Origin of the sequence: Paractinoplanes ovalisporus, from assembly GCF_016834655.1 — a bacterium.
In the GTDB taxonomy this organism is placed as follows: Bacteria; Actinomycetota; Actinomycetes; order Mycobacteriales; family Micromonosporaceae; genus Actinoplanes; species Actinoplanes ovalisporus.
This window is the reverse complement of sequence record NZ_JAENHP010000004.1, coordinates 483,454-502,223: the sequence shown is the minus strand read 5'-3', so window position 1 is coordinate 502,223 and position 18,770 is coordinate 483,454. Positions and strand designations below refer to the sequence as shown.

Sequence of the window (18,770 nt, the reverse complement as noted above, 5' to 3'; positions counted from 1 at the left end):
CGCGGGATCTTCCGCCCACGGGCGACGACTCGGGCAGAAGGGGCGCGCTCCTCCTACGCTGAGGAGCGTGCCCCCTCGTACCCCCTTCTTCGCCGCCGTAGCCGCCACCGCCCTGCTCGCCCTCTCGGCCTGTGAGGGCGTGTCCCTGGAGCCGGCGCCCACCAGCACCGGCTCCACCAAGGACGCCACCGCCTCGGCGTCCGAACTCGACACTCTGAAGGTCGTCACCCGCGCGGGCTCGATGAGCGGCTACAGCCGCGAGAAGTTCCCGCACTGGCGCAGCACCGGCTCGAACTGCGACGTGCGCGACTCGGTGCTCAAGCGGGACGGCAGGAACGTCAAGACGTCGGGCTGCAACGTCGTCGCCGGCACCTGGACCAGCTTCTACGACGGCAAGGTGCTCAACGCGCCCGACAAGGTCGACATCGACCACATGGTGCCGCTGGCCAACGCGTGGCGGTCGGGCGCCTCGAAGTGGACGACCGACCAGCGCGAGGAATTCGCCAACGACCTCGACGACCCGCAGCTGATCGCGGTGTCGGCCTCCTCGAACCGGTCGAAGGGCGACCAGGATCCGTCCACCTGGAAGCCGACCGAATCGAGCAGTTGGTGCGAATATGCGCAAGACTGGATCGCGGTGAAGGTCAAGTGGAAGCTGACGGTCACCACCAAGGAGAAGACCGCGCTCGAGGACATGCTGGGGAGTTGTTGATGACCACGCCCGCGCCTGAGGCCGAGCCCACACCCGAGGCACCCACACCCGAGGCACCCACCGCCGAGGCCCCCGCGGCCGAGGCCGCCCCCGAGGCACCCGCGGCCGCCGCGGCTCCGGCGCCTCTCACCACCGACATCGTGGCGGGGCAGGGCGGCGTCATGACCGACGAGGTCGGCGTCGTCACGGGCGACCTCACCCTGCGCACGGAGATCTCCGGCTCCGAGGTCGTGGTGCGGGTGCAGTACAAGGACGCCGACGAGTGGTACGTCGTGACCGGCGCCAAGGCCACACTCAGGGACCCCTCGGACATCGATGCCGTTCACGCTGTCGTTGTGGGCATCCTGAATCGTCCGGAAGGCTGATCTTTCGGGGCGGTGCGGGACAGCGGAACGCTCCCGTACCGTCCTATGATCTCCAGGCTTCGCCAAACCTCCTCGCGTAGCTGAAGCCTCAAGGAGAACCAGTCGTGGACAAGCGCAAGACCTCCATCCGCGCCGCCGCGGGCGTGCTCGGTGCCGCCGCCGTCGCCGGAGCCGCCTGGATCGCGCTCCCGGCCGAGGCCGCCGCCACCGGTGTCGTCTCCCGGTCGGGTGGCGTGGTCACCTACACCGCTGCGTCCGGCAAGGCCAACACCGTCGTGCTGACCCGCAACGGCGCCGTCCTCACCGTCGACGACGTCTACGGCCTGAAGGCGGGCGCCGGCTGCGCCGCGGTCGCCGGCGACACCACCAAGATCACCTGCGCCGGGGTGTCCTGGGTCCGCGTCGACCTCGGCGACGGCAACGACACCCTGATCAACAACAGCAACCTCGGCATGACCGCCTACGGCCGGGCCGGCAGCGACAAGATCACCGGCGGCTCGCTGAAGGACGACGTCTACGGCGGCGACGGCAACGACGCCATCTGGGGCCTGGCCGGCAACGACGTGCTCCGGGGCGAGAACGGCAACGACTCGATCTCCGGCGGCGACGGCAACGACTCGATCTCGGGCTCGAACGGCAACGACAGCCTGATCGGCGGCAACGGCGCCGACACGTTCTGGGACGGCGCGGGCAACGACAAGGCGTCGGGCCAGGCCGGCGACGACTGGTTCATCAACGGCCAGGGCAACGACGCCTTCGACGGCGGCGCGGGCGTCGACGAGTTCGACTCGCCCAACGACTACCCGGCGGGCACCGACCGCGACTCGTTCACCGGCGGCCCCGACCTCGACGCCGTGGACTACCAGTTCCGCACCAAGCCGGTGGCGGCCGACGCCGACGGTGTGGCCGGCGACGACGGCTCGGCCGGCGAGGGCGACACGATCAGCAGCTCGGTCGAGGTGCTGGGTGGCGGCAGCGCGGGCGACCGCCTGATCGGCACCTCGCGCGACGAGGGCTTCTTCGGCCGCCCGGGCAACGACACCATCGCCGCCAGCACCGGCGACGACATCCTCTGGGGCGAAGAGGGCCGCGACTCCCTGAACGGCGCCGGCGGCACCGACCAGTGCGTCGACCCGGCGGCGGGCGAGACGGTCCTCAGCTGCGAGATCATCGGCGACGGCCTCTCGGCCTCCCGGATCGACTCCTTCCCCGAGGGCGAGCGGCTCGTCGACTTCGCGAAGAAGCTGCGCGCGGCCCGCAAGTAAGCAGCACCACCCTTACTCGCCGCTCCGGTCACCTGACCGGGGCGGCGGGCGTCTCTCCGGCGTACGGGAGGAATTTGTTGTGGGAGACCGACACGTGAGGAATCGACCGTGAAGAGGACTGTCCGCATCGGAACCGGCGTGCTCGGCGCCGCCGCGGTGGCCGGGGTCGCCTGGATCGCCCTTCCGGCCGAGGCCGCGGCCACCGGGGTCGTCTCGGTGGTGAGCTCGAACATCGTGGTCTACACGGCCGCGTCCGGCAAGGCCAACACCGTCGTGCTGACCCGCTCGGGCAACGCGGTCACGGTCGACGACGTCTACGGCATCAAGGCCGGCACGGGCTGCTCGGCGGTCAGCGGCGACGTCACCAGGATCCGGTGCGCCCTCCCGGTGGCGCCGATCTGGGTGCGGGTCGACCTCGGCGACGGCAACGACACCCTGATCAACAACAGCGGCCTGGGCATGACCGCCTGGGGCCGGGCCGGCAGCGACAAGATCACCGGCGGCCCGCTCAAGGACGACGTCTACGGCGGCGAGGGCAACGACGGCATCTGGGGCCTGGGCGGCAACGACGTGCTGCGCGGCGAGGGCGGCGACGACGCCGTCTCGGGTGGCGACGGCGCCGACGTGCTCTCCGGCAGCACCGGCAACGACCGGCTGTACGGCGGCGAGGGCAACGACCGGGCGATCTACGGCGGCCCGGGCAACGACCGTCTCGAGGGCGGCCCCGGCGACGACTTCCTGCGCGGCGACGCCGGCAACGACATCGAGCTCGGCGGCCCCGGCACCAACTTCTTCTACCAGGACGTCGAATACCCCCGGGGCACCGACGCCGACTCGTTCGCCGGCGGCGACGGTGACGACATCGTTCTCTACTGGCAGCGGACCAACGCCGTCACGGCCGACCCCGACGCGGTCAAGGGCGACGACGGCGCGGTCGGTGAGGGCGACACCATCGGCACCTCGATCGAGCAGATCTGGGGCGGCTCGGGCAACGACCGGCTGGTCGGCTCGGCGCGGGGCAACGAGACCCTCGACGGCGGTGCGGGCAAGGACACGCTGCTCGCCGGGGGCGGGGACGACGCCGTGTGGGCCGGCAGCGGCATCGACTATGTGGACGCCGGGGACGGCCGCGACTACTGCGCGGACGACGTCGAGCCGGGCGAGACCGTGATCAACTGTGAGTACGGCAACGGCGCTCCGGCTCTGGAGCGGGCTTCGCTGCGCCGCGAGGCCGGCCTGATCAAGACGGAAGCGGTGGCCATCCGATGACGACCTTCCTGCGTACGGGAATCGCCGTTGTCGCCGGAGGCCTGCTCACCGTCGGCCTGAGCGTCACACCGGCCCAGGCCGCGGCGCCCAAGGGCGTGGTCTCGGTCGAGCGCGCGACGGTGGTCGCCTACGTCTCCGACCCGGCCAAGGCACACAACGTGGTCCTCACCCGCTCCGGCCGCACGGTGACCGTCGACGACGTCGTCGCGATCCGGGCCGGATCGGGCTGCGCGGCGGTCAGCGGCGACAGCACCAAGGTCCGCTGCACGCTCAAGGTCAACCCGACCTGGGCCCGGGTCGTGCTCGGCGGCCTCAGCGACACGCTCGTGAACAAGACCGACCTGCACCTGTCGGCCAAGGGCGGCGCCGGCAACGACCGGATCACCGGCGGGCCCGGCAACGACCTGCTCGACGGCAGCATCGGCGACGACGCGATCTGGGGCATGGGCGGCAACGACACCATCGACGGCTGGCACGGCCGCAACGCCCTCTCGGGCGGTGACGGCAACGACGTGATCACCGGTGGCAACGACGCCGACCGGCTCTACGGCGGCAACGGCGACGACTCGCTGAACGCGTTCGCGGGCAACGACATCGAGGACGGCGGCCCCGGCGACGACCACATCTTCCAGAACATGGACCCGATCGGTTTCGCCGACGCCGACGCCGTCATCGGCGGCACCGGATACGACACCGTGCACTACGACGCCCGGAGCCGGCCGGTGATCGCCGACGCCGACGCGGTCAAGGGCGACGACGGCATGGCCGGCGAGAAGGACACCCTCGGCACCTCGGTCGAGGCCATTCTCGGCGGCAACGGCAACGACCGGCTGATCGGCACCCCGCGCGCCGACAGCCTCCACGGCGGTCCCGGCAACGACGTGCTCGCCGGCAGCAGCGGCGACGACGTCCTGGAAGGCGGCCCGGGCAACGACTACGTGAACGGCGCCGGCGGCTTCGACCAGTGCCTCCGCGAGGGTCAGGACACGATCCTGAACTGCGAGGAGCTGCCGTGAAGCGGACCGGTGTGATCGTGGCCTCGGTCGTGGCGGGCGTGGCCTCGGTCGCCGCACCGGCGAGCGCGGCGGCCACCCCGGGCGTGGTCCTGGTCGTCGCGTCCGAGATCGTCCGCTACAACGCCGGCAACCAGGCCCACAATGTCGTCTTCACCCGTTCCGGCCGCACGGTCACCGTCGACGACGTCGTCGCGATCCGGGCCGGGGCCGGGTGCTCGGCGGTGAGCGGCGACCGCACCAAGGTCCGCTGCACCACGCCGGTCGAACCGCTCTGGGTCCAGGCCTTCCTCGGTGACCGCAACGACACCGTGGTCAACCGGACCGATCTGGCCATGTCGGCCGACGGTGGCAACGGCAACGACCGGATCACCGGTGGCCCCCGCGGTGACCGGCTGCGGGGCAGCGACGGCAACGACGCCATCTGGGGTCTCGGCGGCGACGACTACCTCTCGGACCAGTCCGGGACGAACGCGCTGTCCGGCGGCGACGGCGACGACTCCGTCTTCGGCGGCGAGGGCAACGACCGGATCTACGGCGGCAACGGCAACGACACCATCAACGGGTACGTCGGCAACGACATCGAGGACGGCGGCCCCGGCGACGACGTCTTCTCTCAGAACGCCGACCCGTGGAAGTCGGATGCGGACGCCTTCGTCGGCGGATCCGGCTTCGACACGGTCTCGTACGAGTTGCGCGCGAAGCCCGTGGCGGCCGACCCGGACGCGGTGAAGGGTGACGACGGCGCGGCCGGTGAGCACGACACGCTCGGCACCTCGATCGAGGCCGTCACCGGCGGCCGCGGCAACGACCGGCTGATCGGCTCGGTTCGTGACGAGGAGTTCCGGGGCGGCCCGGGCAACGACGTGATCGCCGCGGGCGGGGGCGACGACCACCTCTGGGGCGACTCCGGCAACGACTACCTCAACGGCGCGAGCGGCAGCGACACTGTCAACGGCGGTCCCGGCAGCGACACCTGCATCCCGGACGCCGCCGACACCTTCGCCGAGTGCGAGAAATAGCAACCACGGGGGAAGCAGCCATGTCACGCAGAAGGTGGGCCGCCCGTACCGGCGTGGTCCTGATGGCCACCGCGGGGGCGGGCGCGGTCGCGCTGCCGGCCCAGGCCGCCACGACCGGCGTGGTCTCGATCGTCGAGTCCCAGGTCGTCAAGTACGTCGCCGGCTCGGGCCGGGCCAACCAGGTCGTGATCACGATGACCGGCAACACCATGACGGTCGACGACGTGTTCCCGATCAAGGCGGGCGCGGGCTGCAGGACGGTCCAGGGCGACAGCACCAAGGTCACCTGTACGCCGACCGGCGGCCGCCCGGTGATCTGGTCCCGCACCTACCTGGGTGACGGCAACGACACCTACGTCAACAACAGCGTGCGCGGCGCGACCGTCGACGGCGGCGCCGGGAACGACCGGATCACCAGCAACGCGACCTCGGACAACATCCTGGGCGGCGCCGGTAACGACGCCATCTGGGGCAACGGCGGGAACGACCGCATCGACGGCGGGCCCGGCAACGACGCCATCTCGGGCGGCGACTACGACGACATCCTGTTCGGCGGCAGCGGCAACGACCGGATCTACGGCGGCAACGGCATGGACCAGCTGACCGGCGGGCCCGGCAACGACCTCGAGGACGCCGGCAACGACAACGACAAGATCTACAACTGGACCCAGTACGCCGCGGGCACCGACTCCGACACCTTCATCGGTGGCGGCGGCATGGACATCGTGCAGTACACGAGCCGCAAGCTGCCCGTCTCGGTCGACTTCGACGGGGTCGTGGGCGACGACGGCACCCCGGGCGAACGCGACACGTTCAGCACCTCGATCGAGGGTGTGGTCGGCGGCGAGGGCAACGATCGGCTGATCGGCGGTCCGAGCAACGACGCCCTGTACGGCCGTGGCGGCAACGACGTGATCGCGGGTGGCGCCGGCAACGACGTCATCGAGGGCGGCAACGGCCGTGACTACCTCAGCGGGGGCAGCGGCAACGACAACCTGCGCGGCGACGACCCGTACAACGCCCCGAAGTTCGCCGACCAGATCTTCGGCGGCCCCGACCGTGACCTGGTGTCCTACCAGAACTACCAGCAGGGAGTGCGGGTCGACCTCGACGGCTCGCCCGGCAACGACGGCCGGCCCGGCGAGGGCGACACCGTCGGCGCCGACATCGAGAAGGTCTACGGCAGCGAGGGCGACGACACCATCATCGGCAACGCGGCCGACAACTTCGTCTCCGCGTTCTCCGGCGACAACGTCATCTACGGCGGCGACGGCAACGACCACCTGGAAGCCGGCTGGGGCACCAACCGCGTCTACGGCCAGAACGGCGACGACGAGCTCTCGGCGCCTCAGGGCACGCTCGACGGTGGCGCGGACGACGACCAGTGCTCCTCTCGTACGGAGGTCACGGTCGTCAACTGCGAACGTCTTGTCGCCTGGCCCTGACTCTCGTCGAGGCGCCGGGAAACGCGACGGCCGTTCCGCCCCTCAGGGGGTGGAACGGCCGTTTCGCGTACGGGGTCAGGCGGGTGTCGCCGCCGGACGGCGTCCCGCGACCGTCTCGTCGTCGACGACCGGGAAGTGGCACGCCGTGAGGTGCGACTGCGGGTCCTCGAGCCGTACGGTCAGGGGCGGCTCTTCGGTGGCGCAGATGTCCTGCGCCTTCCAGCAGCGGGTGCGGAACCGGCAGCCGGACGGCGGGTTGATCGGGCTCGGCACGTCACCGGTGAGCAGCACCCGGTCGCGCTGCGCACGGTCACGCCGGGCCGGGTCGGGCACCGGGACGGCCGACATCAGGGCGACCGTGTACGGGTGGCGCGGGTTCTTGTAGAGGTCGTCGCGCTCGGCGATCTCCACGACCTTGCCCAGATACATGACGGCGACCCGGTCCGAGATGTGCCGCACCACGGACAGGTCGTGCGCGATGAACACGTACGTCAGGTCGAACTCGCGCTGCAGGTCGTCGAGCAGGTTCACGACCTGGGCCTGGATCGACACGTCGAGCGCGGACACCGGCTCGTCGGCGACGATCAGCTTGGGCCGCAGGGCGAGCGCCCGCGCGATGCCGATGCGCTGCCGCTGACCGCCGGAGAACTCGTGCGGGTAGCGGTTGTAGTGCTCCGGGTTCAGGCCGACCAGTTCCAGCAGCTCCTGCACGGCCTTCTTGAGACCCTGCGGGGTCGGGATGTTCTGGATCTGCAGCGGCGCCGAGATGATCGCCCCGACCGTGTGCCGCGGGTTCAGCGACGAGTACGGGTCCTGGAAGATCATCTGCACGTCGCGGCGCAGCGGGCGCAGCTGTGTCACCGACTTGTGCGAGATGTCCTCGCCCTGGAACGTGACCGTGCCGCTGGTCGGTTCGAGGATCCGGGTGAACAGCCGGCCCGTGGTCGACTTGCCGCAGCCGGACTCGCCGACCAGGCCCAGGGTCTCGCCGGCGCGCACCTCGAGATCGATGCCGTCGACCGCGCGCACGGCCCCGACCTGCCGCTTGAGCAGGCCCTTGGTGATCGGGAAGTGCTTCTCCAGCCCCGACACCTCGAGCAGGTTCTCGCTCATCTTTTCCACTCCGCTCAGAGGTTCGGCAGTACTTCCTGCTGGAAGATCTCGGTACGAGCTTCCGGAGGCAGGTGGCAGGCGACCTTGTGCACGTCGCCGTGCAGCTGGGGCACCTCGGTGAAGGACCGGTTGCCGTTGCGTCCCGCGTACGGGCAACGGGGGTGGAACGCACACCCGTCGGGCAGGTTGATCAGGCTGGGCGGGGAGCCCTTGACCGGGTTGAGCCGGTCGCGCACCTCACGGTCGAGCCGCGGCATCGAACCGAGCAGACCCCAGGTGTACGGGTGTTGCGGGCTCTGGAAGACGTCGAGCGCCGGGCCCTTCTCGATCACCTTGCCGCCGTACATGACCAGGACGTCGTCGGCCAGTTCGGCCACCACACCCAGGTCGTGCGTGATCATGATGACCGCGGAGCCGAACTCCTCCTGCAGGTCGCGGATCAGGTCGAGGATCTGCGCCTGCACGGTGACGTCGAGGGCCGTGGTGGGCTCGTCGGCGATCAGCAGGGACGGGTCGTTGACCAGCGCCATCGCGATCATCGCGCGCTGCCGCATACCGCCCGAGAACTGGTGGGCGTAGTCGTTGAAGCGCCGCTCGGGCTGGGGGATGCCGACCCGGGCGAGCATGTCGATCGCCCGTTCCCGGGCCACCTTCTTGTTCGTGCCGGGGTGGTGCACCCGGTAGGCCTCGACGATCTGCGACCCGACCGTGAAGTACGGGTGCATCGCGCTCAGCGGGTCCTGGAAGATCATGGCCATTTTGCCGCCACGCAGCTTGCGGACCTGGTCGTCGGTGGCCGTGACCAGTTCCTGGTCGTCGAGCCAGATCTCGCCGGCGACCTTGGCGTTGCTGCGGGTGCGGTGCAGGCCCAGGACGGCGAGCGACGTGACGCTCTTGCCGGACCCGGACTCGCCGACGATGCCGAGCGTCTTGCCGCGCTCCAGGCTGAACGTCGAGCCGGACACCGCCTGGACGATGCCGTCGTCGGTCTCGAACCGGACCTGGAGGTCCTTGACCTCGAGGTAGGGGCGGGCGTTGGTGGCGCCGATGGACACGTGACTCTCCCTCAGGCCAGCCGGACGCGAGGGTCGATCCAGCCGTACACCAGGTCGACGATCAGGTTCGCGAGGACGATGAACGTTGCGGCGATCAAGGTTACGCCGAGAATGATCGGCAGGTCGTTCTGCCGAATCGCGGTCAGGGCCTGGTAGCCGAGACCACGCAGGTTGAAGACGGTCTCGGTGAGCACGGCGCCGCCCAGCAGCGCGCCGAGGTCCAGACCGAAGATCGTGACGATCGGGGTGAGACCCGAGCGCAGGGCGTGCTTGCCGATCACGACGCGTTCCGTGAGGCCCTTGGCCCGGGCTGTCCGCACGTAGTCCTCGCCCAGCGTCTCGAGCATGTTGGCCCGGGTGAGGCGGGCGTAGGTCGCCGCGAAGAGGAAGGCGAGCGTGACCCAGGGCAGGAGCAGACCGACGAACCAGTCCGCCGGACTTTCCGTGAACGGCACGTACTGGCCCTGTGGCAGCCATTCCAGCCAGTAGATGAAGATCGCGGACGCGAGCAGACCGGTGAAGTAGACCGGTAGCGAGACACCCGCCAGGGCGGTGGTCATGGCCGCGCGGTCGATGAACGTGCCTCGGCGCAACGCGGAGACCACGCCGAAGGAGATACCGATGATCAGCCACAGGACGGCCGCGCCGAGCGCCAGCGACAGAGTGACCGGCAGGTCCTCCATCAGCAGCGGCGTGACTTCCTGGTCGGTCGAGAACGAGTAACCCAGGCAGGGCGCGGGACAGTGCGTCACGTCGGCGCCGTTGGCGTAGTCCCGGCCGGCGACGATGCCCTTCAGGAACTTGCCGTACTGCACGACGATCGGGTCGTCGAAGCCCATCTTCTGACGGATGCCCTCGATCGCCGCCGGGTCCGACTGCTTGCCGATGTAGAGCAGCGCCGGGTCGCTACCGGTGGCCTTGGGGATCGCGAAGAAGATCGCGAATGTCACCGCGGTCACCACGAGCAGCGTGAGAACCGCGTTGAACAAGCGACGAACGATGTATGCCAGCACGACTTTCGGCCGAGGGACGGGCGGGCATCGATGTTCTCGCGAACTCCGATGCCCGCCCGCCGGGGGCGGCCTTCACCAACCCTTCGAATTACCCGTTGTTACTTGGGTGGAGCAACGTCACTTGCCGTCGCTGGTGCCGAGGGCCTGGAAGTCGACCATGCCGAAGGCGTCGTGGATGTAGACGTTCGTCAGCCGCGGGTTGCGGTAGTTGAGCGCCTTGTCGACCACGAACGGCAGGAGGTACGCGCCTTCCATGGTCTTCTCGTTGATCTGCTTGTAGATCTCGGCGGCCTTGGCCGGGTCGGTCTCGGCGGCCGCGTCGTCGAACAGCTTGTCGATCGCGGGGTCCTTGACCTCGGCCCGGTTGAAGTTGCCGTTCTTCACGATGTAGCGGCTGTCGACGATCGGCTGCATGTAGCCGGCACCCGTCGGGAAGTCGGCGCCCCAACCGGTGATGATGATGCCGTAGCCGCGCTGCTTCACGATCTCGGGCGAGCCACCGATGGCCGAGTCCTGCGCACCGTCGTACTGGTCGATCTTCGCGATGATGCCGACCGCCTTGAGCGACGCCTGCAGCGCCTCAGCGGTCTTGACCTCGGCGTCACGGTTGTTGCGAGCCGCGATCGTCACGTTGAAGCCGTTCGGCTTGCCACAGGCGGCCAAGGCCTCCTTGGCCTTGTCGATCTGCGGCTTGCCCTGCTTGCGGTTGTACGGGTCGTAGTTCGCGTCCGAGCCGGCGATGTTCGGCGGCAGGATGCTGGTGCCGATGTCGCCACCCGCGAACGGGCCACCACGAGCGGCCTGCAGCGCGGTCGGGTCGGCGGCGTAGATCACGGCCTTACGGCAGTTGATGTCGTTCATCGGCGCGACCGGGGTCATGTCGGCGAACCGGAGGAAGCCCGTGGTCGGGGCGTCCGAGTTGGCCTTCAGGTTCGGGTCGGTCAGCAGCTTCGTCCGCGCCGCGGCCTGCACACCGGTCTGGCCGACGTCGAGGTCAGCCGTGCCGGCGAGCAGACGGTTGTCCAGGTCGTCGGCGTTGGTGGTGATGGTCAGGTTGATCGCTTCCGGCAGCGCCTTGCGGATCGGGTCGGTGGCCGGGTCCCAGTTCGGGTTCCGGACCCACGACACGCTCTTGCCGGGCTGGATGTCCTTGAACATGTACGGACCGGAGGCGGCCGGCTTGAGGCCGTACTTCGCGCCGGTGTCACGCTTCTGCGGCACCGGACCCGAGCCGGGCATGGCCAGCAGGTAGAGGAAGTCCGAGTACGGCTTGGCCAGCTTGAACTCGATGGTCTGGTCGTCGGGCGTGGTGACCGACTTCAGGCCCAGCTTGTTCGGGTCGGTGTCCTTGTAGGGGCCCTTGTAGTTCTGGCCTTGGTCGAGGACGTTCGGCAGGTAGTAGGGACCACCGGAGATGGTGTCGGTCGCCCACACACGCTCGATGCCGTACTTGACGTCCTTCGAGGTGATCGCGCTGCCGTCGTCCCACTTCAGGCCGCTGCGCAGCTTGAAGGTGTAGGTGAGCTTGTCCGCGCTGATCGTCGGCTCGGCCTCGGCGAGGTCGGGCTGGAGCTTCAGGCCGTCCTTGCCCGGCGTGGCGGCGTAGTCCACCAGCTTGCGGGTGTAGAGGCGGTTGAGGTTCCAGACGAACGCGTAGTAACCACGAGCCGGGTCCCAGCTGTCCGCGTCCTGCGACGACCAGAGGTTGAGCGTGCCGCCCTTGGTCGTGCTCTGGTTGACGACGCTGGTGATAGCGGCGCCGAACTCCGACTTGCCGCTGGAATTGTTGTTCCCGTTGTCATCGTCCGAGCCGCCACCGCACGCGGCGGTGGTGAGCCCGAGTGCGAGTGCGACGCCTGACGCCGCCAGCACCCTTGTCTTGCTTGCCACCAGTTCTCCTACCTCCTCGAACAGCGAACCCGGCCGGTCCGCAGGAAATTGCGGTGTAAAACCGACGCCGCGGGCTCAGCGAGCCTTCGGGTCGAGTGCGTCGCGCAGGCCGTCGCCGAACAGGTTGAAGGCCAGCACGGTAATGAAGATCACCCCACCGGGAATGATCATGAACATGGGGTCGATCTGGTAGAAGGTCACCGCGTCCGACAACATGCCGCCCCACGACGGGTTGGGCGGCGGGATACCGACGCCGAGGAAGCTCAACGCGGCCTCGGTCAGGATGTTGGTCGGGATGATCAGCGTCGTGTAGACGAGGATCGGGGCGGCCAGGTTGGGCAGCAGCTCGCGGAAGAGGATGCGACCCGAGCGTGCGCCCATGCTGCGGGAGGCCTCGACGAACTCGCGCTCGCGCAACGACAGCGTCTGACCCCGCACGATCCGGCCGATGTAGGGCCAGCCGAAGAAGCCGATGACGCCGACCAGCACGAGCACCCGCGACCAGCGGTCACCGAGGCCGAAGAACTCGTCGGGGAGGACGGAGAGCAGGGCGATCGCGAAGAGCAGCTGCGGGAAGGCGAGGAGGAAGTCCATGATCCGGCTGATCACCGAGTCGACCCAGCCTCCGAGGAAGCCGGCCATCAGGCCGAAGACGGCGCCGAGGATCGTCGAGACGAAAGCCGACAGGAACGCGACCGTCAGTGTGGTCTGCGCGCCGTAGATGATCCGGCTGAAGATGTCGCGGCCGGACTGCGGCTCGACACCGAGCAGGAAGTCTCCGCTGATGCCACCGAGCTTGCCCAGGGGCGTGCTCAAAGTGGGATCGAGCTGGTCGATGTGCGGCTCGTCGTACGGGTGGCCGAACCACCTGATCAGCAGCGGGGCGAGAATCGCGACGACGACCAGGAAGATGACGACGCAAGCGCCGGCGATCGCAACCTTGTCCCTCTTCAGGCGACGCCAGGCGATCTGTTTGAGCGATCGACCGGCGATCGCCTTCTCGCCGGGACGTTCGGCCGCGTCGGCGGTGGGCGCCGTCGACTCATCGGTGATCGACGCCTCTGGGCCAAGCGACATCTAAGCGCCGGTCCTCTCCCGGCGGCCGGACGTGCATGAGTCCACGGCCCCCGGCGCGCAGGGCTTTGAGACCCCCGCAAGACCCGGATGACGATGGCCCACGCAGCGAACGGCAACCGATCGGTTATCGCATGCCTCGAGTGCCGACCCTCATCGCGCGGGTCAGATCAGACCGGCGCCACGAAGGCACTCGACGGCGGGTGTGCCGCCATCGGAGGAACACTCACCTACTGCGGTGCTTCAGGTCAAGTTCACCGACCGCACACGACCAGTTCCGTGTCCCCGTCGTGATGTGACCGTGACCTGTGCCGCCGACCAAACGGAAACTACCGTGTAGATGTCCTGCAAGCAGCGAATCCGGACCAAAACGCTATCTCTTCGTGATCATACGATCACGTTATGTTCCCTCAAACGGAGCGCCGACCTTCAAAAGCGCGACCGAGAGTAATCTCGTCCGCATACTCAAGGTCACCACCAACCGGCAAACCACTTGCCAGACGCGTGACGGCGATCCCCATCGGTTTGACCATCAACGCCAGGTAAGTGGCGGTGGCCTCACCCTCGGTGTTCGGGTCGGTGGCGAGGATCAACTCCTTGACCTCGCCCGTTCCGAGCCGCAGAAGCAGCTCACGGATGCGCAGGTTGTCCGGGCCGATCCCCTCGAGCGGATTGATGGCCCCGCCCAGCACGTGGTAGCGGCCCCGGAACTCGCCGGTCCGCTCGATCGCCACGACGTCCTTGGGCTCCTCGACCACACAGAGCACCTCGTTGGTGCGGCGCTGGTCGCGGCAGATCCGGCACTGCTCCGACTCGGCCACGTTGAAGCAGGTGGTGCAGAACCGCACCAGCTCCTTGACCTTGCGCAGCGCCGTGGACAGCCGGTTGACGTCAGCCGGGTCCGCGGAGAGAACGTGGAACGCGATCCGCTGGGCGCTCTTCGGGCCGACGCCCGGCAGCCGCCCCAGCTCGTCGATCAGATCCTGGATGGCGCCCTCGTACACGCGATCAGAACCCCGGCAGGGACAGGCCACCGGTGGCCGGCCCCATCTTTTCCTCGGTGAGCTCCCGCTGCGCCTCGGCCGCGTTGTGGATGGCGGCGAGCACCAGGTCTTCGAGGGTCTCGACATCCTCCGGGTCCACGGCCTTGGGGTCGATCTTGACGGCCTTGTACTCCCCCAGCCCCGTCACGGTCACCGTGACCAGACCACCGCCCGCGGTGCCGGTCAGCTCGGCCGCGGCCAGCTCAGCCTGAGCCTGCGCAACCTGCTGCTGCATCTTCTGCGCCTGCTTCATGATCTGCTGCATGTTGGGCTGTCCACCGGGCCGCATGGCACCGCTCCTCATATCAACTAGAAAGTCTGTGTTCAACGCTGAGCCCGTCATTTACCACCACCCGGGCGAACGTAACCGCCGCCCAGCGTAGCTGCCCCCTACGCACAAGACACTTCACGCCACTCGGGCCCCAAACCGCCCTTCCCGTACGCGTCGTCACCGCGCCCGCCACACCACCGCCGCCCCACCACGCACGTGATCAGCAACCGTCAGCGCCAGCCCCGACGCGGGCTCGCGCCTGTCGAGGCCGCTCGTCTGCGCGCACGAAGTCAGCGCGCATGAGCGAGGCTCTGACCCGCGAACGGCGCGCGCAGGCTCAACCGCCCCGGCGTGCTGAGCGTCAAGCAACTGGACGACGCCCGCGCGTGGCCTCAGCTCTCCCCGATCTTCTCGGCGCCGAAGGCCTCTCGGAGGAGACGCATCGCCTGTTGTTCGCTGCTCTCGCGGGCGGTCTTCTCATCGATGACGTCGTCCAGCGGTTCGTCACCGGGGTCGAATCCCTCATAACCGCCGCCCTTGCTTGACGGCGGGCCGTCGAACTCGGGGTCGTAGGGCGCTTCTTCCGTGGGTGAACCGTCGGACCAGGCCTCGCCTCCGGGTTTGCCGGCCGCAGCTCGCCCTGCGCTGGGACCACGCGCTCCGGCCGCCGCCGCCCGGGCCGCTGCCAGTCCGCTGCTCGCTGCGCCGCCCCGGCCGCCGCCGGCCGGGCCGCCGCCCACAGCCGCGCCGGGTGCGCCCGCCGGGCTCGCGATGCCCGCGTCGGGCTGGCTGCTGCCGGCGTTGGCCGAGCCTCCGGCCGCGCGGGCGCCGGCCGCCCGGGCCGCAGCGCGAGCAGCCGCGATGGCAGCGCTACCCGAGGCGGCCGGAGGCGCCACGGGGGCGGCCGGAGCAGCGGGAACATCGAGCGGAGCCGAACCCGCGGGAGAAGCCGAGGCGGAGGAAACCGCCGACACCATCGGGCCACTTCCGTTTCCGGGAGTGTCGGGCCACGGTTCACCGCCCGGGCCGCCGTCACCCGGAGCTGCCTGATGGCTGTCTCGTTCCGCCCCGCCTGCGGGGGAAGGCTCCCCGGCCCGCGGCGCACTGATGCTCTGCTCGGCGTCGAAGCCGTTCCCCGCGGCAGTGCCTGGTCCAGCGCCTGCCCCATCGGTGCCGCCGAAGCCCGCGCCGCCATGCTGCGGAGCCTGGGCGGCGTTGCCGGTCGGGTCGGCATAGTCGCCGGCCTCTGGACGGGCCGGCTGCGGGTCGGCGGTGACCGGTGGTGCGCTGTCAGCAACGCCGCGGGCGGCGCCGGGGGCATCGTCGCCGCGGGTGGTGCCGAGGGCATCGTTGCGGGTGGTGCCGAGGGCATCGTCGCCGTGGGTGGTGCCGCTGAGGGCAGCGTCGCCGGAACCTGCGGAGCGCAGGGCACTGGGCTCCGCGTCGCCGGAAACTGCCGAGTGCGGGGCACTGGGCGCAGCGTCGGCCGGCGCGCTCACCGGGATGGCGCGGACCTCGGGCCAGTCCTCGTCGTCATCCTCGAGGTCCGCCTCGGAGGCGGACGATGTCGCGTGACCGCCGGGACGGGCGGCTTCGGGCCGGACCTCGTTGCCGGGGCGGGCCGGTTCCGGCCAGTCGTCGTCGCTGGAAGCGGGGGCCTCCGCCTGACGACGCTGGTTGTGCGGGGCCCGACCGGCGGCCGCGGGCTGCTGACCGGCGGCCGAAGGCGCGGCCCCGGCCTGCGAGGAAGACTGAGTCGAGGACTGCCGTTGCGCCGGGGCTTCTGAACGCTGGGCGGGCGAGCCCTGGCCACGGCCACGAGGGCCGCCGCCGGACGCGCCGCCGCGGGTCGGGGCCGCGCCGCCGGCTACCTCGCACCGGATCTCCCAGCGGCCGCCCAGCACCTCGTAGAGCGCGTTGGGCAGTGCGGACTCCTGGCTGATCCGCTGCGCGTGGGTCGCGGACGGCACGGTCAGGAAGAGGGTCTGGCCCTCCAGTTCGCGAACCGTCGCATCGGCCACCATCGCCCGCAGAACCACCCCGCGAGGCTGCTTCTTGACCTCGTCGAGCACCTCGCCCCACACCTGCCGGACCGCCTGCGCGGTCAACTGTCCGGGCGTGGCCGCCGCCTCGACCGCGGCCGCAGCGGGCTCTTCCGGCGCATCGGGCATGACCCCGGCCGGCTCCCGCCGCGCGGGGGCAGACTCGGCCACCGGCTGGGCCGGACGCGCAGGAGCAGCTTCGGCGGCGGGCCGGGCAGCTTGAACCGGCGCGATCTCAGCAACAGGCTGGACCTGTGCGGCCCTGGCAACAGGCTGGGCCTGCGCGGCCTCGGCAGCAGGCTGGGCTGGGGCGACCTCGGCAGCAGGCTGGGCTGGGGCGACCTCGGCAGCGGGCTGCGCCTGGACGACGCCGACCCCCGGGCTCGTCAAGGAGGGGGCGGAGGGGCTACCGCCGTTCGGCTGCGGCTCATCGTGGTCCGGCTCGTCGTCCCACGGCGGTTCGTCGAACTCGGGCTCGGCGACAGACACGGCATGCGCCTGCGAAGCAGCGCCGCCGTTGGCGACCTCGTTCCAATCCGCTGCAACCGGAGGAGAGGAGACGGGAGACCCGACAGCCTCCGGCGCTGCACTCACCGGGGCAGCGGACACGGGCGTCGCGCTGACGGGAACTGCGGAAACCGGGGCGGCACTGACGGGAGCAGCACTCACCGGCGCGGCCGGAGCAGCGGACGGGGCCGCCGCAGGAGCAGCGGACGGGGGCGCGGCAGGAGCAGCGGACGGGGGCGCGGCAGGACCGGCGGACGGGGCCGCACCGGGGCGTGCGCCAGTGGCGGCACGCCGGGCCGCGGCCTTGGCAGCAGCCATCGCGGCCGACTTGCCGCCACCGCCACCCGCCTCGGCCGCAGGAGCAGAGGCGCCCTGATCAGAGGCGCCAGGACCAGAGGTGCCAGGACCGACCGGCGCGGCAGGCGCAGCCGAGACCGGCGTGACGGCCGGGGACACACCCTCGGGCAGCGTCAGAGGCTCGCCGCCCAGAGTCAGGCGGCGCTCCATGCGCTCGAGACGCTGGAGCAGGGCACCGGTGGAATCTTCGGCGCCGGGCAGGAGCATGCGGGCCGTGATGAGTTCGAGCAGCAGGCGCGGAGCCGTCGTGCCGCGCATGTCGACCAGGCCGTTGTGCACGATGTCGGCGCAGCGGGACAGGGTGGCCGGGCCCAGCCGGGCCGCCTGGGCGCCCATCGCCTCGAGCTGGTCGGCCGGGCCGTCGATCAGGCCCTTGGCCACCGCGTCGGGCACCTGCTGAAGCACGATCAGGTCGCGGAAGCGTTCGAGCAGGTCGGACGCGAAGCGCCGCGGGTCGTGCCCGGCCTCGGCCACCCGGTCGATCGTCGCGTAGGCCGCCGCGCCGTCACCGGCCGCGACCGCGTCGCACATCTCGTCGAGCAGCGTGACGTCGGTGACGCCGAGCAGGGCGATCGCCCTCGCGTAGCTCACCCCGTCGGGCCCGGCCCCGGCGATCAGCTGGTCGAGCACCGACAGCGTGTCTCGCGCGCTGCCGCCACCGGCCCGCACCACCAGCGGGAACACGGCCGGCTCGACCTGGACGCCCTCGGCCTCGGTCAGCTGTTGCAGGTAGGGCCGGAGGATCGCGGGCGGAATCAGCCGGAAGGGGTAATGGTGGGTCCGCGACCGGATCGTGCCGAGCACCTTCTCGGGCTCGGTGGTCGCGAAGATGAACTTCACGTATTCCGGGGGTTCCTCGACCAGCTTGAGCAGCGCGTTGAAGCCGGCCGACGAGACCATGTGGGCCTCGTCGATCACATAGATCTTGTAGCGGCTGTTGGCCGGCGCGAAGAACGCCTTTTCGCGCAGCTCACGGGCGTCGTCGACACCACCGTGGCTGGCCGCGTCGATCTCGATGACGTCGATCGAACCGGCGCCGTCGTTGGCCAGCGAGCGGCACGAGCCGCACACCCCGCAGGGCTCGGGTGTGGGGCCCTGCTCACAGTTGAGCGAGCGGGCCAGGATGCGCGCGCTCGACGTCTTGCCGCAGCCACGTGGGCCCGAGAAGAGGTAGGCGTGATTGAGCCGGCCGCTGCGCAGAGCCTGCGACAACGGCTCGGTGACGTGCTCCTGCCCGATGACCTCCGCGAACGTGCGCGGGCGGTACTTGCGGTAAAGCGCGAGTGCCACTGCTGCCCCTCCTCGACGACCGCG

Annotated in this window: 14 protein-coding genes and 1 pseudogene; 7 read left to right on the top strand and 8 right to left on the bottom strand. The window is 70.1% G+C overall.

All coding sequences use genetic code 11. The features are described 5' to 3' along the window. Positions 1 to 67 precede the first annotated feature (67 nt). The 7 genes from JIG36_RS16410 (at position 68) to JIG36_RS16380 (ending at position 7,091) form a co-directional block, all read left to right on the top strand. Entirely contained in the window at positions 68 to 712 is a 645-nt protein-coding gene (locus tag JIG36_RS16410; protein WP_203377130.1) for an HNH endonuclease family protein, read from the top strand. Next, the gene (locus JIG36_RS51915) at positions 712 to 1,077 is read left to right on the top strand and encodes a hypothetical protein (RefSeq protein ID WP_236047111.1); all 366 of its coding nucleotides are present in this window, start codon (positions 712 to 714) and stop codon (positions 1,075 to 1,077) included. Before JIG36_RS16410 ends, JIG36_RS51915 begins: the two co-directional genes overlap by 1 nt. 104 nt (positions 1,078 to 1,181) lie before the next feature. Then, positions 1,182 to 2,342 (top strand): calcium-binding protein, encoded by a 1,161-nt coding sequence (locus JIG36_RS16400; RefSeq protein WP_203377129.1) that lies wholly within the window; start codon positions 1,182 to 1,184, stop codon positions 2,340 to 2,342. A gap of 108 nt (positions 2,343 to 2,450) precedes the next feature. Further along, complete coding sequence (locus tag JIG36_RS16395) at positions 2,451 to 3,611, top strand: calcium-binding protein (protein WP_203377128.1); 1,161 nt, start codon at positions 2,451 to 2,453, stop codon at positions 3,609 to 3,611. Next, entirely contained in the window at positions 3,608 to 4,627 is a 1,020-nt protein-coding gene (locus tag JIG36_RS16390; protein ID WP_203377127.1) for a calcium-binding protein, read from the top strand. Before JIG36_RS16395 ends, JIG36_RS16390 begins: the two co-directional genes overlap by 4 nt. Beyond that, positions 4,624 to 5,646 (top strand): calcium-binding protein, encoded by a 1,023-nt coding sequence (locus JIG36_RS16385; RefSeq protein ID WP_203377126.1) that lies wholly within the window; start codon positions 4,624 to 4,626, stop codon positions 5,644 to 5,646. The genes JIG36_RS16390 and JIG36_RS16385 overlap by 4 nt, the downstream gene beginning before the upstream one ends. A gap of 20 nt (positions 5,647 to 5,666) precedes the next feature. Continuing rightward, the gene (locus JIG36_RS16380) at positions 5,667 to 7,091 is read left to right on the top strand and encodes a calcium-binding protein (RefSeq protein ID WP_203377125.1); all 1,425 of its coding nucleotides are present in this window, start codon (positions 5,667 to 5,669) and stop codon (positions 7,089 to 7,091) included. 75 nt (positions 7,092 to 7,166) lie between these two features. Here the strand turns inward: JIG36_RS16380 and JIG36_RS16375 are convergent, their stop codons facing one another. The 8 genes and pseudogenes from JIG36_RS16375 to JIG36_RS54775 form a co-directional block, all read right to left on the bottom strand. Further along, a complete protein-coding gene (locus JIG36_RS16375; protein ID WP_203377124.1) occupies positions 7,167 to 8,204 on the bottom strand; it encodes an ABC transporter ATP-binding protein in 1,038 nt (345 codons plus the stop codon). A gap of 14 nt (positions 8,205 to 8,218) precedes the next feature. Continuing rightward, on the bottom strand, positions 8,219 to 9,259 hold the full coding sequence (locus JIG36_RS16370; RefSeq protein ID WP_203377123.1) for an ABC transporter ATP-binding protein: 1,041 nt from the start codon (positions 9,257 to 9,259) through the stop codon (positions 8,219 to 8,221). A gap of 11 nt (positions 9,260 to 9,270) precedes the next feature. Further along, positions 9,271 to 10,272 carry an ABC transporter permease gene (locus JIG36_RS16365; RefSeq protein WP_203377122.1) on the bottom strand — a complete coding sequence of 334 codons (1,002 nt, stop codon included), beginning with the start codon at positions 10,270 to 10,272 and terminating at the stop codon, positions 9,271 to 9,273. A gap of 117 nt (positions 10,273 to 10,389) precedes the next feature. Further along, positions 10,390 to 12,162, bottom strand: a complete 1,773-nt coding sequence (locus JIG36_RS16360; RefSeq protein WP_203377121.1) for an ABC transporter substrate-binding protein — start codon at positions 12,160 to 12,162, stop codon at positions 10,390 to 10,392. A gap of 75 nt (positions 12,163 to 12,237) precedes the next feature. Next, positions 12,238 to 13,239, bottom strand: a complete 1,002-nt coding sequence (locus JIG36_RS16355) for an ABC transporter permease (protein ID WP_203377120.1) — start codon at positions 13,237 to 13,239, stop codon at positions 12,238 to 12,240. Positions 13,240 to 13,646: 407 nt separating this feature from the next. Beyond that, positions 13,647 to 14,240 (bottom strand): recombination mediator RecR, encoded by a 594-nt coding sequence (gene recR / locus JIG36_RS16350; RefSeq protein WP_203377119.1) that lies wholly within the window; start codon positions 14,238 to 14,240, stop codon positions 13,647 to 13,649. 4 nt (positions 14,241 to 14,244) lie between these two features. Beyond that, entirely contained in the window at positions 14,245 to 14,544 is a 300-nt protein-coding gene (locus JIG36_RS16345; protein WP_236047368.1) for a YbaB/EbfC family nucleoid-associated protein, read from the bottom strand. Positions 14,545 to 17,114: 2,570 nt separating this feature from the next. Then, positions 17,115 to 18,746 (bottom strand): annotated as a pseudogene (locus tag JIG36_RS54775) (DNA polymerase III subunit gamma and tau); the annotation flags it as partial. Between the last annotated feature and the right edge of the window lie 24 nt (positions 18,747 to 18,770).

Bases quoted from the DNA above. Each gene is read 5' to 3' on its own strand.
- JIG36_RS51915 (WP_236047111.1), top strand. From the start codon at position 712: ATGACCACGCCCGCGCCTGAGGCCGAGCCCACACCCGAGGCACCCACA.
- JIG36_RS16390 (WP_203377127.1), top strand. From the start codon at position 3,608: ATGACGACCTTCCTGCGTACGGGAATCGCCGTTGTCGCCGGAGGCCTG.
- JIG36_RS16380 (WP_203377125.1), top strand. From the start codon at position 5,667: ATGTCACGCAGAAGGTGGGCCGCCCGTACCGGCGTGGTCCTGATGGCC.
- JIG36_RS16375 (WP_203377124.1), bottom strand. From the start codon at position 8,204: ATGAGCGAGAACCTGCTCGAGGTGTCGGGGCTGGAGAAGCACTTCCCG.
- JIG36_RS16355 (WP_203377120.1), bottom strand. From the start codon at position 13,239: ATGTCGCTTGGCCCAGAGGCGTCGATCACCGATGAGTCGACGGCGCCC.
- JIG36_RS16345 (WP_236047368.1), bottom strand. From the start codon at position 14,544: ATGCAGCAGATCATGAAGCAGGCGCAGAAGATGCAGCAGCAGGTTGCG.